General features: G+C 38.3%; 12 protein-coding genes. 5 read left to right on the forward strand and 7 right to left on the reverse strand.

Annotated elements, in window-relative coordinates:
* Positions 1 to 7 precede the first annotated feature (7 nt).
* Positions 8 to 1,402 (reverse strand): NADP-dependent phosphogluconate dehydrogenase, encoded by a 1,395-nt coding sequence (gene gnd, locus IPI15_RS15565; RefSeq protein ID WP_287421149.1) that lies wholly within the window; start codon positions 1,400 to 1,402, stop codon positions 8 to 10.
* Positions 1,403 to 3,751 carry a type IX secretion system anionic LPS delivery protein PorZ gene (porZ, locus tag IPI15_RS15570; protein ID WP_287405448.1) on the reverse strand — a complete coding sequence of 783 codons (2,349 nt, stop codon included), beginning with the start codon at positions 3,749 to 3,751 and terminating at the stop codon, positions 1,403 to 1,405. It abuts the gene before it with no gap.
* A 180-nt stretch (positions 3,752 to 3,931) separates the two neighbouring features.
* On the opposite strand from porZ, the gene IPI15_RS15575 reads away from it, so the two are divergent.
* Positions 3,932 to 5,359 carry a glycoside hydrolase family 125 protein gene (locus tag IPI15_RS15575; protein WP_287421151.1) on the forward strand — a complete coding sequence of 476 codons (1,428 nt, stop codon included), beginning with the start codon at positions 3,932 to 3,934 and terminating at the stop codon, positions 5,357 to 5,359.
* A gap of 647 nt (positions 5,360 to 6,006) precedes the next feature.
* On the opposite strand, the gene IPI15_RS15580 is transcribed toward IPI15_RS15575, so the two are convergent.
* Both IPI15_RS15580 and IPI15_RS15585 read right to left on the reverse strand, forming a co-directional pair.
* Positions 6,007 to 7,755, reverse strand: coding sequence for a T9SS type B sorting domain-containing protein (locus tag IPI15_RS15580; protein ID WP_287405450.1), 1,749 nt, complete (start codon positions 7,753 to 7,755; stop codon positions 6,007 to 6,009).
* A 107-nt stretch (positions 7,756 to 7,862) separates the two neighbouring features.
* A complete protein-coding gene (locus IPI15_RS15585) occupies positions 7,863 to 8,612 on the reverse strand; it encodes a hypothetical protein (RefSeq protein WP_287405451.1) in 750 nt (249 codons plus the stop codon).
* Positions 8,613 to 8,819: 207 nt separating this feature from the next.
* Between IPI15_RS15585 and secA the strand changes: the two genes are divergently transcribed.
* The 3 genes from secA to IPI15_RS15600 all read left to right on the forward strand — a co-directional run bounded on the left by secA (position 8,820) and on the right by IPI15_RS15600 (position 13,735).
* Entirely contained in the window at positions 8,820 to 12,140 is a 3,321-nt protein-coding gene (gene secA / locus IPI15_RS15590) for a preprotein translocase subunit SecA (RefSeq protein WP_287405452.1), read from the forward strand.
* Between the two features lie 225 nt (positions 12,141 to 12,365).
* Positions 12,366 to 12,947, forward strand: a complete 582-nt coding sequence (locus tag IPI15_RS15595; protein WP_287421153.1) for a hypothetical protein — start codon at positions 12,366 to 12,368, stop codon at positions 12,945 to 12,947.
* A 32-nt stretch (positions 12,948 to 12,979) separates the two neighbouring features.
* Entirely contained in the window at positions 12,980 to 13,735 is a 756-nt protein-coding gene (locus IPI15_RS15600; protein WP_287405454.1) for an FkbM family methyltransferase, read from the forward strand.
* A 5-nt stretch (positions 13,736 to 13,740) separates the two neighbouring features.
* Here IPI15_RS15600 and IPI15_RS15605 read toward each other — a convergent pair whose 3' ends face one another.
* The gene (locus tag IPI15_RS15605; protein WP_287405455.1) at positions 13,741 to 14,322 is read right to left on the reverse strand and encodes a hypothetical protein; all 582 of its coding nucleotides are present in this window, start codon (positions 14,320 to 14,322) and stop codon (positions 13,741 to 13,743) included.
* Positions 14,323 to 14,327: 5 nt separating this feature from the next.
* A complete protein-coding gene (gene gpmI / locus IPI15_RS15610) occupies positions 14,328 to 15,899 on the reverse strand; it encodes a 2,3-bisphosphoglycerate-independent phosphoglycerate mutase (RefSeq protein WP_287421155.1) in 1,572 nt (523 codons plus the stop codon).
* Positions 15,900 to 15,970: 71 nt separating this feature from the next.
* Here gpmI and IPI15_RS15615 point away from each other — a divergent pair, with 71 nt between their 5' ends.
* Complete coding sequence (locus IPI15_RS15615) at positions 15,971 to 16,348, forward strand: DUF4783 domain-containing protein (protein ID WP_287405457.1); 378 nt, start codon at positions 15,971 to 15,973, stop codon at positions 16,346 to 16,348.
* A gap of 183 nt (positions 16,349 to 16,531) precedes the next feature.
* Here IPI15_RS15615 and IPI15_RS15620 read toward each other — a convergent pair whose 3' ends face one another.
* Complete coding sequence (locus tag IPI15_RS15620) at positions 16,532 to 16,966, reverse strand: acyl-CoA thioesterase (protein WP_287405458.1); 435 nt, start codon at positions 16,964 to 16,966, stop codon at positions 16,532 to 16,534.
* Position 16,967: the final 1 nt, after the last annotated feature.

Raw genomic sequence — 16,967 nt, forward strand, 5'->3', positions numbered from 1 at the left:
TGATTCTCTATTTCCAAATATGATGAAATGTCCCTTCCTGATCAGTTCGCTCGAATGTATGTGCACCAAAAAGATCTCTTAATCCTTGAATTAAATTCATTGGAGATAGCTTTGTAGACATCATATTAAAATAGGTAGCAGACGAGGCAAATGCGCTTGATCCAAAATCATTTTGAAGTGCAAATAACACTACTTTTTTTAACATAGGCATATGTTTTGCCACTAATTTATAAATTTCTTCATCAGAAAGGATCATTCCGTCAAATCCATCTGTCATATACACCTGTTCAAAATTCTCCAAGAGACCAGATCTGATGATGCATCCTTCGCGCCAATTGTTTACTACATCTTTCATCTCCGTATTATAATTGTATGCTCTAGAAGCAACTCTGATCAAGTGAAGACCTTGGATATATGTTAGCGCAAATGCAGAAAGAAGTGCTGATTCAACATCTTTTATTTCAAGATCGTGATCCTTAATTGATGCTTTTTTATTGTAACTTGAGATCTTATCTCTTGAATTAGAATATGCAGAAAGGTCTCGTGCTATTACAGCCATATCTATAGTTGGGACAGGCACTTGAAGGTCCATAGCATCCTGGCTCGTCCATTTGCCTGTACCTTTTGAGCGGGCGACATCTTTTATAAAGTCGATGAGGTGTCCACCGTTGGTCTGATCCATCTGAAGTAGAACGTATGCTGCGGATTCAATTAGAAAACCGGAAAGTTTTCCTTTGTTCCATTTTGTGAAAATATCAGAAATTTCATCATTGCCAAGGCCTAGGCCATTCTTAAGAAGATCATAGGTTTCAGCGATCAATTGCATCATGCCATACTCTATGCCATTGTGCACCATTTTTACGTAGTGTCCTGCCGAGGCATTGCCCATATATCTGGAGCATGGCAGGTCTTTGTATTTTGCTGCAACGTCATTTAGTATAGTCTTGACCTGATCATAGGCTTCAGGATCGCCAGAAGGCATGATAGATGGACCAGTGCGGGCTCCTTCTTCTCCACCTGATACACCCATACCCATAAAGTGAATTCCTATTTCCTTTAATTCATTGAACCTTCTATCGGTATCTTTATAAAATGAATTTCCTCCATCTATGATGATGTCACCTTTTTGGAGAAATGGTACCAGGTCTTTGATAACAAAATCCACGATTGGTCCTGAGGGCACAAGGAGTATGATCTTTGCAGGCTTTTGAATCTTGGACACAAATTCAGAAATATCAACTGTCGCGTCAATATTGGTATAATTGGGAATAGCCTTAAGTGTTTTAACTTTCAGTGGATCTTTATCATAACCAATTACACTATGGTTATGGTCAGCCATGTTGAGCATAAGGTTACTCCCCATCGTTCCAAGGCCGATCATACCTATTGAAAATTTTTCCATTTATTTGATGTATATTATTTTTCCTATGATTCCTGTTGGGTTGTCTATATTTAATGTAGTTGTTCCAAATACGGTGTAAACACCAGTGCCAACTTTGTTACCATTCAGGTCTCTTCCATACCAGATGGCCTGGCTGCCAAGAGATTGGGTTTCGAAGACTAACTTTCCTGTGACATCAGCTATTTTAACACTGGACTCATGAGCTAATCCCTGAATTACGATCGGGCCTTCATAAGAAGGTTTGACCGGATTTGGGTAAATGACGAGTTTGGCATCATGGAATGCATTTCCAATGGAGGCATCCGTCTTATAAATTTGAACTCCAGCGCTAGTTCCGATATACACATCTCCGGATTTTTTATCTATTTCAATGACATTAACGTTGGCATCAGCCAGAGGTGAATTATTGGGCGTCAAGTTGAGTATGACTTCATCTACTGAGGCATTCGTGACATAAATACCGGTATTTGTGCCAAACCATTTTCTGCCGGCTCCGTCTTCTGTGATCACATTGACTGTCTGCCCATTAAGAAATGCTCCAATCCCACTGCCGTCCTGAATATACGGATACCTTGTCTCGCAAGAATTATTGGATTCAAATATCTCACTTCCACAGTCGATGACGAATACTCCGGATACTGTACCTATCCAGATCCTTCCATCACTGTCACTGTATATACTTCTTGGCAAAATATTCTGATTTTCAAAATCAGACTTAACCGGAACAAGCGCCCATCGATCGTCCGATGCAGAAAGGATGTTTTCTCCTGAATCGTATACTACAATTCCTTTAGCGGGTTCGACAAACCACTTAAACTGATTGATAGGATCGATGGTCATTTGAATGAGTTTTATTTCACCAAAAGAATTAGCAAATCCCTTACTGGAACCATCCGGAGTTCTGACAAAAACTGAAGTAGGAGCCAGCACATTTGCTGCCCAAAGGTTTCCGTCGCGATCAAATTTTACATCACCAACTCTCGTGTTTTGTGGGTCACCCGGGACAGTTTGCAAAGCTGAATTACTTGCATTGTAAACGGATCTATCATTCGGTTTTATTGAGATGATACCATTGGAATAAGATGCTATTGCAAGTTCTTGTGTATTTTCATTGTATGCAAAGTTTGAAAAATCTGCAAGTGGCACTGGAGAAGCAAAAAAGGGGTCTGAGTATAAATTATAAATCTTCCAAAATCCATCTTTATATTCAAATAGCCCCTGCTTGTTGCCAAGCCCATTGTAAATTGTGCTCCTTCCTCCAGGCGCCACGTAGAGCGCATCAGGTGTCTTAATGATAGCCACCACGTCATTGGACCAGGGTGAACGATTACTAATGTCGATAAAAGTTGGGTTGAGATCCGGAAGGCTTATATATCTGTAGCCATGATAGCTATCGGCGAACCAAATTTTGTCATTATCTTGAACAGCATATAAGTTGTCATTCAAATTCTGACGATTAAAAGGAATGTTTTGCAAAGATGCATCATACAAAACTACCTCAGCTATGCAACCACTATTGGGTAGATTCGCCTGATTGCATCGTCCTCCTACTATAATAAAATCGCTTCCTGATGTAAGATATTTAACATTTTTGATAGTCAACAATGTATCAATCTTATCGAAAGTATTGTCGGAATTGAATCGAAAAAGGTTATTTCTGAAAGTTGTAAAAACCTGATTTTTGAAAATTGTAAGGCCTTCATAGGCCATGGTTGTGTCTTTTTCTGCCAATGGGTCAATACGTTTATTCCAATTTCCGATAAATGAAATGTTGGGCTTTACAGTCCTGTCAACATTATAAAAACGACCCTGATTGATAATGTAAAGTTTTGAACCAATGACTCCTACTCCTTTTACACCACCTTCTACAGTTAGCGTATTGGTAAAAACTCTGTCCACTGCATCGAATTCTGCAAGACCAAAAGGAAGACACAAATAGATATACCTGCCATAGCTCGCAATATCATTTAATTCTTTATTTGGGACGAGAACATTATTATTTTTTATATCCTGCAAATTTTGGATATTTCGATCAGAATCCATGAGGTCTATACTGCCATCTGCATAATAGATAAAGAGCATTTTTGCTTCTTCATTATACATTATTCTTTGTATCCTGGATTCACTAAGACCGTCTATAGTAGTGAAATTTTGAATATCTTCATTATTGGACTTATTGATGAAGAGCAGACCAGATATTGTATTATAGACAATGTAATTGGGTGTCTGTGTGACATCGAAGCCGGATCTGTAACATTGAAGTGAATACCAGTCGTATAACTTTAGTTTTTGACCCTCAATAGAATTACTTAGGAAGAAGAAAGAGAAGAAAAGTATCAATAAACGCATATGCAGTAGAATAAATTGAACGATAATAAGTTTAAACGAAATTCTTTTTCTTAAATTTTAGTGAATAAAAAATAATATCTTGTTTTCTCAAAATCAATTTCAAATAAACGAAATTTCATGGATATGTTTGCTGTTTGGGTTTTGAGGTTTGTTGTTTTAGAAATTAAGGAAGGCTAATTTATGAGATCTAGAAGAAAGTTTGTACAAAATGTAGGATTGTTGACCCTTGCAGCGCATCTTGACCCATTTTCACTGCTTGCCGGTACAAGAAGTGATTTTGTCAGTAATCGGCCTGCTTTAAAAGATCGAAAATTTACTAGTACAGCCGTAAATGAAGCCATCGGAGTATTTAAAAAAGGTGTAAGCAATAAAGAAATAGGTTGGCTTTTTGAAAATTGTTTTCCAAATACGCTGGATACTACGGTCGATTTTGAAATGATCGATGGTAAACCTGATACTTACGTCATCACAGGAGACATAGATGCCATGTGGCTCAGAGACAGTTGTGCGCAGGTTTGGCCTTATTTACCCATGATGAGAAATGATCCGCATTTGAAATCACTGATCGAAGGTGTGATCAGGCGACAGACTACATTTATACATCTTGATCCATATGCCAATGCCTTTTACAAAGATCCTTCAAAAGTCAGTGAGTGGAAAGAATCCGATCTGACGGAAATGAAGCCCGGAGTCCATGAAAGGAAATGGGAGATCGATTCTCTTTGTTATCCGATTCGATTAGCCTTCGGATATTGGAAGGAAACTGGCGATATAGGACCGTTTGATAATAAGTGGAAAGAAGGAATTGTCCTCACGCTTAAAACTTTCAAAGAACAACAAAGGAAAACTGATCAAGGGCCCTACAAATTTCAAAGGCGCACCGCGTGGGCGACTGATGGAGTGCCATTGGGGGGATATGGTTATCCAACGAAGCCTGTAGGATTGATCAATTCAATGTTCAGACCAAGTGATGATGCGACAATATTTCCATTTCTGATTCCTTCGAATTATTTTGCTTTAGTCTCATTGGAGCAGGCTGCTGAGATGGTGAGTAAAATATCTGGAGATAATGCGCTCGCCGCCGAGTGTATCGCTTTAAGTAAAGAAATAAAATTTGCCTTGGATCAATTTGCCAGGGTCATGCATCCTCAGATTGGTGAGGTCTTTGCATATGAAGTCAATGGTTTTGGCAGTTTTAATCTGATGGACGATGCCAATGTGCCAAGTTTGTTGTCACTTCCATATTTGGGTGTTCTCAAAAATGATGATGAAACTTATAAAAATACCCGAAAGTTATTGCTTTCTGGTTTCAATCCATTCTATTTCAAAGGTAAGGCAGGCGAAGGTATTGGTGGGCCACATGCAGGTATGGACATGATCTGGCCGCTCAGCATCACCATGCGTGGACTGACTAGTAGAGATGATTTTGAGATAAAAAAATGTATTGAATTGTTGGTAAATTGTCATGCAGGAACAGGATTTATGCATGAGTCGTTTCACAAGGATGATGCATCGAACTTTACAAGAAAGTGGTTTGCTTGGGCGAATACTATTTTTGGGGAATTTTTGTGGAAGGTATATCGGGAGAAGCCGGAGTTGTTTCAGTAGGAAGGGGTATTCAGGATATGATTAAGCTTTAAAATAATGAAAATTAGAAGTTAGAAATCAGAAGTTAGAATGAGGCAAGTGGAAAGATCATCACCCGATCACCCGATCACCCATCATTCAATACCACAGATGTTTCAATGAATTGATTTTTTTGGATTTTTTCCCATGACTAAAGTCAACGGCTATTGAGCGCGAAGTTGTGGGAATATTTCTAGATTTTTAAATTGTCCTTATAAATCAGAAATCAGAAATTAGGAATCAGAAATCAGAATGAGTTTTCTCTGAATTAGAACTATGCTTTTCTTTTACACTACCATTTATTATTCGGCATTTTTATTTCATAATGTCACCGCCTTCGGGGTTTTGTGTTTCACATTACCTTTAATCTCTATAATAATATCAACCCTTCGGGTTTTTAGTTTATCACCTGATCACCTGATCACCTGATCACTCATTTATCTGAACCACTAATTTCAATGATTGTATTGATTTCGCTGATTTTGTATAAAGCTATTTTTTTTGTTAGGAATAATTTGACCTTTTTGCCTTATTACCGATTACAAATTACCGATATTTCATCTCATAGGAAAACTCCCATCTATAGTTCCGTTGCACATCACCGATCACCCATCACCTGATCACACATTCTACCTGATCAGCGTCAGACTCCCCCTTTTCTCCTCTTCAGCACCATTAGAAGACTTTATTTTAACCAGATATGTATAAATGCCGGGCGGCATAGGTTGGCTTCCTTTATTACCATCCCAACCTTTTTCGGTATTTTTAGTGGTAAATATTTTTCCACCATATCTATCGAAAATAGACATTTCATATGATTGAAGGCTTTCTTTGAAGTAAAATACCGGAGCAAATTCAGGTGTATATCCACCAGGGACAAAGCCATTCGCCATAAAAATTCCTGCTTCCTTTTCCACACATGCTACATTAGAAATGCAGGTGGCTTCTAAGATTGTGCCGTTGCAATCCAAATCTAACGAAGCGACGACCCTGTAACAATATTTGGTTTCTGTATCTGTGCCTTCCTTGAGCAGATCTTTATATTTCAAGAGAGATGAATTACCTGAAGTAAGTATTTCCGTGGTTCCATCCGAATTAATTTTTTCTAGAGTATATGATTTAACTATTGCATTCTCCCAATCCAGCATGCTCCATATAAAGTCAACCTCATTATTTGGTTTTAAAATTGCCTTCAACTCTAAATTTGCGATATAATTGGAGTTAACAATGTTTCCGCATGCATCAGTAGAGCTGAAAGTAAAATAAGAGATGCCATTTATGGATTTTTCAAAAACACCAGAATTAGAAGCATTCGTTGGACTAATCTGACTTTTAGCCTGCAGGTTAATGTTGGAAGGATCATCAGCAATTTGAAGAAATAATTCAGGAATCAGAATGTCTTGATTTGTTTTAATACTATAGTAAATGTTATCTGTTGGTACTGGACTTGCTAAATTGGAACCACCTGATTGGTCAAAATTAACTACGCATAGATCTGTAATCGTCTTTGTCTGCTTAGTCTGAAGACACACTTCATTTGAATAACTCAAACCGTTTTGCCCGGGCTCATGAGCAACAATTCGGATGCAAAGGTTTGTCCCATCGGCTACTCCTTTTAAAACAAATGTATTTTGAACTGTTGATCCTGCAATCGTTTCAGCTCCGCCATTTTCAGAAACCATGATATCATAATTGATACCGCCGGGCCAGCCGACGTATGGTGAAAAATCTAATGTGACTTCTTTCGTGCAAGTATCAATAGATGCTTTGAGCAACATTGTCGTATGCGGTTTTGAGAAAACACTTGTTCCACCACACCTATCCAAGGCAGTAATATAATAGGTAAATGTCGAATCATCAGTCGCCTTGCCGACATCCGTATAATTCAAAGAAGTAACAGTATCAATAGCCTGCACTGCTCCTCCGGCTAGTCCTTTATAGATAACATAAGCATGTGTCTCAGGCGATGTTCCTTTAGTCCAATTAATTGTCACCTCATCATTTAATACGGTCACAAGTTGAATGTCCACTGGTAAAGGAGATGCACTGTCCAGCGTGTCAGAAGATATCGAATATTGGCCGCCACAAGCTGCCTGAGTGGTCATATAATAATAAATAACCCCTCCGGGAGAATTGGTGAAAACGAAACTGGTTTGTGACTGATTCGTGATGGAAGATAGTAGCGTATAAGGGCCATTTGCACTTAGCGCATAGTAAAGATCGTAAGACAGGAATGCGCCGCAACTTATAATCGGTAGATCCCATCTGACTGTGTCTCCTTTAATACAATACAGTTCTGGTGCAGGGATCTGAGCAAATGAGTGATTTGCATAAAAACAAAAAAAGCACAGGACTATGGACCTATAAAAAAAACGCATATTGGACTGTTGATTGATCGAACAAAGTTAGAACGAATTTTTGGGACAAACATTATTTAATCTATTAGGGCGTTAGGAAATTCATTAAAGGCAGTTAAGAATATTGATCAAAATGGTGGCTTAAGTCCCACAGATTTCATATATTCTAATCCATCAAAAATCGTATCCAATGTATATACCAGCCTAGTTTTAGCATCCAGATCCTTGACATACTTAACAAGGCCTATATTTTTCGCATAATATTCTTCTCCTCGAAGATCCAGCCCAAGAATACCGTCATTATCGACTTCAACACGCTCTTTAATGCTAAAATGCATAGCATCTTGTTGACGACCCAAGACCATCATACTTGTATCTCCTCTGAATATTCTATTGCGGATTAATTCATACCCGATCTTTTGGTCAGCAGGATCTGTCCACTTCATATCGAATAGAAATACACCACCCTTATCAGCATTAAAAGGAAAAATATCATCGTAAATGATCTTAGTGGAAGTGAGTTTGCTGCCTGCGGCAATTCCATTCATGGCAAGTGCGTATTCAAGCATAACCATACCTGTTTCTGTCTGGCCTTCTTGCCACTGATGCGTGATCTTATCCTGCAGTTGATAAATAGCTCCTTTTAAAATGTAGCTTCCATCTTTTTTGAAACTTTTCAAAATCCATAGTTGCTCCCCTTGGGATGTATCACTATCAGAAGTGTATCGATAAACCTTACCTTCCTCCATTTGTTCCAAAGGAAAGTAATAATTTTTCAAAGGTCCTGCGTCCTTATTGTGATCATTACAGGATGAAAAAAGGAATAAGAAAGCGCCAAAATAACAGCCATCTACAAGTAGTTTAAACAAAAGCGACATTTTGACATTTTTAAATTGTCTTAAACGTGTTTGGTTTGTAATTTGCAAGTAGGATTCTGTGTTAATCATTCTATAAATATGTAGGTGAATAATATGCTGTGTTCTATTAAAACGTACATTTGCACTTTTAATTTTGGAAAAATAAGTTCCTGACATGGCTGAAGCCAAAAGCGAATTTAGCCATATGAATTTAATAAAAATATAAAAATGTTTGATTTTATAAAAAAGATGTTCGGGACTAAGGCCGATAGAGATGTTCAGTCTTATATGCCATTAATCACCGAAATTAATCGAAACTTTGAGTCATATGCCTCTCTTAGTAATGACGAACTAAGGCAAAAGACCAATGAGTTCAGAGGGCGTATTAAGCAGCATCTTGAAGGAATAGACAATGATATTACTTCGCTTGAAAACCAGGCAAAAGCCACAAATAATATCCATGAGAAAGAAGACTTTTTCGATGAGATAGATAAACTAAAAAAGGAAAGAGATAAACATCTTGAGGACATCCTCCAGCAGATCCTGCCTGAAGCATTCGCAGTAGTAAAAGAAACTGCGCGAAGGTTGTCTATCAATGAAGAACTGGAAGTAACTGCTACCGACCACGATTTTGCTCTGGCAGGTAAGGCCGATTATATTAGAATAGAAGATGGTAAAGCATTTTGGAAGAATAGCTGGAAAGCGGGTGGGGTAGACATTAAATGGAATATGCTTCATTATGATGTTCAGTTGATCGGTGGTATGGTCCTTCATAGTGGCAAGATAGCTGAGATGGCAACAGGGGAGGGTAAAACTCTCGTCGCCTCATTACCAGCCTATTTGAATGGTCTATCAGGAGAAGGAGTACACATCGTAACGGTCAATGATTATCTTGCTAAAAGGGATAGCCAATGGAATGGTCCTTTGTTCCAATTCCTATTGCTTACTGTAGACTGTATCGATAACTACCGCTCCAATTCTCAGGAAAGAAGAAGTGCCTATCTGTGCGACATTGTCTATGGTACTAACAATGAATTTGGTTTTGACTACCTTAGAGATAACATGGTAACAAGCCCGGATGAGTTAGTTCAAAGAAAACATCATTATGCGATGGTGGATGAGGTGGATTCAGTATTGATCGATGATGCCAGAACGCCTTTGATCATCTCAGGTCCTATACCGCAAGGTGCTGATGATCAGGAATATAATGAACTGAAGCCAAGGGTAGAAAGGATGGTGGATGCTCAAAGAAAACTTGCTACAAATTATATTATTGAAGCTAAAAAATTAATCGGAGCCGGGAATAGTGGAGTCAATGAAGGAGAAGGTGGAATCGCCTTGTTTCGTTCATACCGAGCACTTCCTAAGAACAGAGCGCTCATTAAATATTTAAGTGAAGAAGGTGTAAAAGTAATTCTCCAAAAGACGGAAAATCATTTTATGCAGGAGCAATCCAAACATATGCACACTGCTGATGAACCTCTTTTATTCACCATTGAAGAGAAAACAAGGAGTGTAGAGCTTACTGAAAAGGGAGCTGAATATATGGCACAGGGTATGGAAGATGGAGATTTCTTCGCTCTACCGGATCTCGCATTAGGACTGCATAACATTGAGCAGGACAATGCCTTGAGTGTAGAGGAAAGAGCTGAAGCAAAAGAAAAACTTATCCAGGAATATACCATCAAATCTACCAGACTTCACTCTATCAACCAATTGCTGAAAGCATACGCATTATTTGAAAAAGACACCGATTACATCCTGGTCAATGGTGAAGTAAAAATCGTTGATGAGCAAACTGGTCGTGTCATGGAAGGTCGTCGATATTCTGATGGGTTGCACCAAGCACTTGAAGCTAAGGAAAATGTAAAAGTTGGCGATCAGACTCAGACTTACGCTACAGTTACACTTCAGAATTACTTCAGAATGTATCATAAACTGGCAGGTATGACCGGTACTGCTGAGACAGAGGCAAGTGAATTATGGCAAATCTATAAGTTGGATGTATCTGTGATACCTACCAATAGGCCGATCACCAGAAAGGATATGGAAGATTTCGTATTCAAGACTGCTCGTGAAAAATATAACGCAGTGATCGAAGAAATCACTAAACTTAGCCAGGAAGGTCGTCCGATTCTGGTCGGTACTACTTCTGTCGATATATCAGAAATGTTGAGCAAAATGTTGAAATTGAGAGGCATTCAACACAATGTATTGAACGCTAAGCAACATGCTAATGAAGCGCATGTAGTTGCAGAAGCAGGGCATCCGGGAAGAGTAACGATCGCTACCAACATGGCTGGTCGTGGAACGGACATCAAGATTAGTGAGGAAGTTAAAGCTGCAGGTGGTCTTGCTATCATCGGTACAGAAAGACATGAATCGAGAAGGGTAGATAGACAGTTGAGAGGTAGAGCCGGAAGACAAGGAGATCCAGGATCTTCACAGTTTTTCGTTTCACTTGAAGATAACCTTATGCGTTTGTTCCAATCTGAGCGTATAGCTAAGGCGATGGATAGAATGGGTCATAAAGATGGTGATGTCATTCAGCACAGTATGATCACGAAGTCTATTGAGAGAGCTCAAAAAAGAGTTGAGGAAAACAACTTTGGTATCAGAAAAAGATTACTTGAGTATGATGATGTCATGAACATCCAAAGGGAAGCTATCTATAAGAAAAGAAATAATGCACTTTTTGGATCGAGATTGTCAGTAGATTTGAGTGGCATGTTTAGTGCCATGACAGAAGACCTGGTTCGTGAAGGTCGTAATTTGAAAACATTTGAAGATTTCCGTGAATTATCGATCCGTGAATTAGGGTTCGATCCGAATATAGATGAGGAAACTTTCTTTTCAGGTCAAGAGCATGAAGTAATTGAAGTATTCCAACAGGCATTCATGCAGTATTACAATGGCAAAAATAATAAGATCGCAGAGGTTTTAATGCCTGTCATAAAGGACGTCCAGGCAAAACAGGGAAACAGATATAAACGTATTTCGCTTCCATTTACCGATGGCAGTGCACATCCGCTGCCAGTGTCTGCTGACATGGAAGAGGCTATAAATAGTGAAGGTAGATCCATAGCCAGAGATATAGAGAAAACCATTACGTTAGCTATTATAGATGACAAGTGGAAGGAACATTTGAGAAGCATGGATGATCTTAAAGACGCGGTTCAAGCTGCTTCATTTGAGCAAAAAGATCCTTTGGTCATCTATAAAATGGAAGCATTTAAATTATTTGAGGATTTGATAGGCAAGATCAATCATGATGTAACTGCTTATCTTTCTAAAGGTAATATGCAGATTGAAGTACAGCCAGAACAGATCCGGGAAGCCAAGGCACCTAAGACAGATTTCTCAAGAGCCAGAATCCATAAGGATGACAGCGATGGATATGATGATGACCGCACCAGAACAGGACCACCGACATCTACCATTGAAAAGCCACAAACTTTCATTCGATCCGAGAAAAAAGTGGGTAGAAATGATTTATGTCCTTGTGGTAGTGGCAAAAAATATAAATCTTGTCACGGTGTTAATCTTTAAGAATCGGATTAACGTTTTATATTAAAATGTTAGATGTTAGAAGGTAGATTTAAGATGGCAATCCATCAATAATATCAGATTTTTGTATTAAAACTATTTTTAAAGATAAATTATGAATCCCGCTGCCGAAACTTGAAGATTTAGAGTAAAAAATATTATACTTGCAACATCTCAGCATTCAACCGCTGGGATGTTTCTTTTTTATAGCGTTTTAATAACATTGTCTTGTTTTTAGTCATTTATCATATTTTTTTCAATATAATAAGAGCCGCACTAACAGCCACTCTTCTTATTATGATATCTGCCAATCTCAATGCTCAAAATGTAACAAGCGATAGACTCTACACTCAGGTAGACCATATGCCACAGATCACAAATTGTTATACAAGCAATGGCAATATGTATAAAATAGACCGATGCACCAGCACCGCATTAAAGTCCTGGTTCCTGTCTCAAATGGAATACCCTCCCGACGCTCTGAAAGCGAAAATCGAGGAAAAGTTTTTATTTCTGGCCATAGTCGATACCTTGGGTATATTAACAGAAATGCGTCCTACAAATGAGATGACTTCTGACTTAGCGATAGAGGCTCACAGACTTGCTCATTTACTTATTGACATCAAAGAACCATGGATGCCCGGAATGCAGGGAAAGAAGAAAGTTAAAGTACAATTCGAGGTGCTTGTAGAATTTAAAATTGCTGACTGGAACAATGAAGTTTTACGGAGAGCAAAAGAAGCAGCTCGTCAAGATTCCATTTTAAAATCAAACCTTAAGTTGGATAGCATTCCTAAGAAAGGAAAGTAGAAGGTCATAATTTAACAAATTAAACATGCCTCATGAGAATAATATCCTTTCTAAAAAACATTGGAATTGGGTTTCTAACTTCAAAACTTGCTGTCAGGATTGTAAGATCTTTTTACACTACATACATTCCATTCTTTGGACTAAAGATCAATATCAATAATCAATTTATTACGGATCGTGAAGTCATTAATTTGTTCTGGGGTATTTATGAAAAAGCCGAAGTCAGGATGTCACGTAAATATTATTCCAAAGGAATGACAGTCGTGGAGTTCGGAAGCAGTATTGGAGTTATTTCTGCACTGTTAGGTAAGATGAAGGGACCGGACGTTCCTCAATATTGCATCGAAGCAAATGAATCATTGATACCAACCTTGAAAGCTAATCTTGAAATTAATGCTATCGAAAATTCTACGATAATTCAAAAAGCTATTGGACCAAAGGGCGTTTCATCCGTGTTTCTTGACCTTTCATCAAGCAATTTAAACAGTAAGATTTCAAATGACTCAACAGGACAAGTTGTTGAAACTTTAGATCTGATCGAATTTATAGCTGAGGAATCTCTAAGAGATTTTTTCCTGATTTGTGATATTGAAGGGGCGGAGATCTTTTTTATTAATGAACAAATTGAGTTTCTGGTCCATTGCAAAACAGCTGTAATTGAATTACATAATATTTCATTTGAAGGCAAATATTATTCCAGAGAATTATTGAACGAATTAATTCAGAGCAGATCAAATCTAAGATTGTTAGAAAAATACAGACATGTATATGTTTATCAAAGAAAATAATTTCTTTATTTTTTTACAAAAGTCGCCTTTACATTCATCCTTATCGTATCCCCGGACCACATCTTCTGAGTTGAGGTCAGGTCATATCCTACTCCGGGATAATAAATAAGTGACTGATCATGATGATTGATGAGACTGGATCGCTGACTATGCACCTTGATGTTTGTGATCCTACCTTGATTTAGATAAACAGAAACTTTTTGGATTGGAAGTTCCTCATCTAAAGCAGTGTAATTCATGACATCGGGATCTCCATACACACCGAAGGAGGTGTCAGCCTTGTATTTGTCAGACCATTTAGCATTGTCCAGATTTAACTTATTGAGCAATACCATTTCTGTGGGACCAACGGTGTCAGCAACCGTAATACTGTCAAGGGTTTGGTTAATATTGATAAGCTTAAATAATTTGTGTGATTTCCTGACTTCCTTATAATCCTTCGTAATATAATCGGAGGCTTGGAAAAATTGAGGATTCTCATTTTTTTTCACATTATCGGCGTCTTGTTTACATGATACATTGAGGCAAATCAGACCAATTAATACAATGATATATTTCATCATATTCTTTAAGTATTCTTTGGTCATTGTTATCAACTTATCAATTTTATTCCGGTCATCGTCAATGGTTGAGCTATCCCCATTGAGTAAAGTATAGTCGGAGCAACGTCTCCAAGTCTTCCACTATGCAAATGTATATTATTGACATCATTACCGACTAAGATACATGGAACCAAGTTCATCGTATGTGCAGTATTCGGACTTCCATCTTCATTGATCATATAATCGCTGTTGCCATGATCCGCTATTATTATCAATCGATAATCCATTGACAACGCTTTTTCGACTATTTCAATCACACAGCCGTCTACCGTCTGCGCTGCGATCATCGCTGCTTTGAAATCCCCTGTATGTCCCACCATATCAGTATTAGCAAAGTTGACACAAATAAAATCAGGTTGATGGTCGTCCATTCCATATATCACCGCATTTTTCACACCCAGAGCACTCATTTCCGGCTGAAGGTCATATGTAGCAACTTTAGGTGACTGGACTAATGATCTTTTTTCTCCTTCAAAAGGCTCTTCTCTTCCACCTGAAAAAAAGAAGGTGACATGTGGATATTTTTCTGTTTCAGCTATTCTAAGTTGAGTCTTGCCGGCATTGGAAATGACTTCCCCCAGTGTATTATTGAGATTGTCTTTATGATATATTACATGAATATTTTTAAAGGTCTCATCATATTGAGACATAGTGGTGTAATAAAGATCCAAAGGTGTCATATTAAATTCAGGAATAGGTCTTTGGGTCAACACCTCGGTTAATTGTCGTGGACGGTCAGTTCTGAAATTGACAAATAATACGGCATCTCCATCCTGGAATGTCGGCATAGCGCCATGTCTGATACCTTCCGCCATCCATGGCTCCAGAAACTCGTCAGTGGTACCCTTGTCATAATTATTTTGGATGAATGCGAGCGGATCGTCCTGTGAACTACCATGTCCATGAACGAGCAGGTCGTATGCTTTTTTTATTCTCTCCCAGCGATGGTCTCTATCCATTGAATAATAGCGACCTATCAGGGATGCGAGTCTGAAGGATGTATCTGACGTAAAGTTGATCACTTCTTCAATAAAATGAATGCCACTGGTTGGACCCGTATCTCTTCCATCCGTGAAAGCATGCACATATCCTTCTTCAATACCAATCTCTGTAAGGACATGCGTGAAAGCGTTCAGATGATCGATGTGCGAATGAACTCCACCATCAGAAGCCAGTACCATGATGTGTAGGGGTTTATGATGCTCTTTGCAATAATTCACCAGGTTAATAACTTCCGGCTGATGGCGCACTTTATCCTCTCTGATTTCCTTATTTATTCTTGCCAGTTCCTGAAAAATAACTCTTCCTGCACCAATATTCATATGTCCGACTTCAGAATTTCCCATTTGACCGACAGGAAGTCCTACGTCCTCGCCAAAAGTAATAAGAGTCGTATGCGGATAATTATTCCAAAGTGCATCCATATTTGGAGTATCAGCCATAGCAATAGCATCGCTGGAATGAACGGTGCCGAGGCCCCAGCCATCCAATATCATCAAGATCGTCTTTTTTGCATCCATAAGGTAAAGGTAAGGAATTATCCAAAGCCCAAACTTTAACATTTAATTTTTACGTTTGGTGCAATATTGGCACACTATTTGTGTTTATGTAGTTAACAACAAAATCGAAACTTATGCTTAGGCTTATCTTAATATCCTTTACTTTATTAATTGCTTCATTCTCATATGGGCAGCAACAGGCAATCAACGCCATTAAAAAGGGAGATGCTAAAGCACTTCAGTTGACCTTTACAGAGGATGTAGATATTACTATCAACGATCAGGGCGATCTGATGTCAAAGGCTGATGCAGCAAAAAAAATGGAATCTTTTTTTGCTTCCAATAAAGTAATTTCTTATTCCGTCTCTCATACAGGTAAATCTCCAGACAACAAGAGCTTCTTTTCCATCGGAAACTTAAAAACTTCAGGAAAATCCATTCGTGCTTATATCAAATACAGTATGGTAAATGGAGTTGAAATGGTGCGGGAATTGAGGTTTAATGAGGAGTAGGTAGGATAGTATTAGACTATGATAGTATAGAGTTAACCAGTTAACCAGTATTAGAGTATTAGAGTATGCTAGTATTATATTTAACCAGTATAGGATTGGTACATTCTGGTATAATAGTGGATCGATATATTCTTTTTAACAAAGCAAGCTAATGCGCTAAAGTGCTAACTCGCTAACACGCTTTCATTCCAATACAAAATCTTCAGTCTTCGGCATAGTTAGAAAGATCTCTGCATATTCAGGAGGAAGGCAGTCTAACTTTCTTAACACTACATTCATCCATGCGCCATCCACATTAATTATAGCAGCAATTTCACCGTTTTCTTTGAAGATTTCATGTTTTATTGACCATCTGCTGCCATCTTTTCTGCACTTTGAAAGAAAGGAACTCACTTCGATATTTTCATTAGGCTGGATCTCTTTGCGATAGATAGTTTCTTCTCTAAATAGAATTGGGCCTAAATGTAGTTGTTTCATCAAACGTGCATTAAAACCCATTGATTCCATAAGAACGAGCCTGGCATGTGCTCCAAAGTCTGCGTAAGCGGAGTGTCTCAGGTGCATATTTGCATCCACCTGTGCCCACATGACTTGTCCTTTGTATCTTAAGTTGTCCATC

This window comes from Candidatus Brachybacter algidus (genome assembly GCF_016707225.1).
GTDB lineage: Bacteria > Bacteroidota > Bacteroidia > Chitinophagales > Saprospiraceae > Parvibacillus > Parvibacillus algidus.

What these genes read in the sequence shown, in the direction of transcription:
- gnd (WP_287421149.1), bottom strand. Translation starts at nt 1,402, where the DNA reads ATGGAAAAATTTTCAATAGGTATGATCGGCCTTGGAACGATGGGGAGT.
- porZ (WP_287405448.1), bottom strand. Translation starts at nt 3,751, where the DNA reads ATGCGTTTATTGATACTTTTCTTCTCTTTCTTCTTCCTAAGTAATTCT.
- IPI15_RS15575 (WP_287421151.1), top strand. Translation starts at nt 3,932, where the DNA reads ATGAGATCTAGAAGAAAGTTTGTACAAAATGTAGGATTGTTGACCCTT.
- IPI15_RS15580 (WP_287405450.1), bottom strand. Translation starts at nt 7,755, where the DNA reads ATGCGTTTTTTTTATAGGTCCATAGTCCTGTGCTTTTTTTGTTTTTAT.
- IPI15_RS15585 (WP_287405451.1), bottom strand. Translation starts at nt 8,612, where the DNA reads ATGTCGCTTTTGTTTAAACTACTTGTAGATGGCTGTTATTTTGGCGCT.
- secA (WP_287405452.1), top strand. Translation starts at nt 8,820, where the DNA reads ATGTTTGATTTTATAAAAAAGATGTTCGGGACTAAGGCCGATAGAGAT.
- IPI15_RS15600 (WP_287405454.1), top strand. Translation starts at nt 12,980, where the DNA reads ATGAGAATAATATCCTTTCTAAAAAACATTGGAATTGGGTTTCTAACT.
- IPI15_RS15605 (WP_287405455.1), bottom strand. Translation starts at nt 14,322, where the DNA reads ATGACCAAAGAATACTTAAAGAATATGATGAAATATATCATTGTATTA.
- gpmI (WP_287421155.1), bottom strand. Translation starts at nt 15,899, where the DNA reads ATGTTAAAGTTTGGGCTTTGGATAATTCCTTACCTTTACCTTATGGAT.
- IPI15_RS15615 (WP_287405457.1), top strand. Translation starts at nt 15,971, where the DNA reads ATGCTTAGGCTTATCTTAATATCCTTTACTTTATTAATTGCTTCATTC.
- IPI15_RS15620 (WP_287405458.1), bottom strand. Translation starts at nt 16,966, where the DNA reads ATGGACAACTTAAGATACAAAGGACAAGTCATGTGGGCACAGGTGGAT.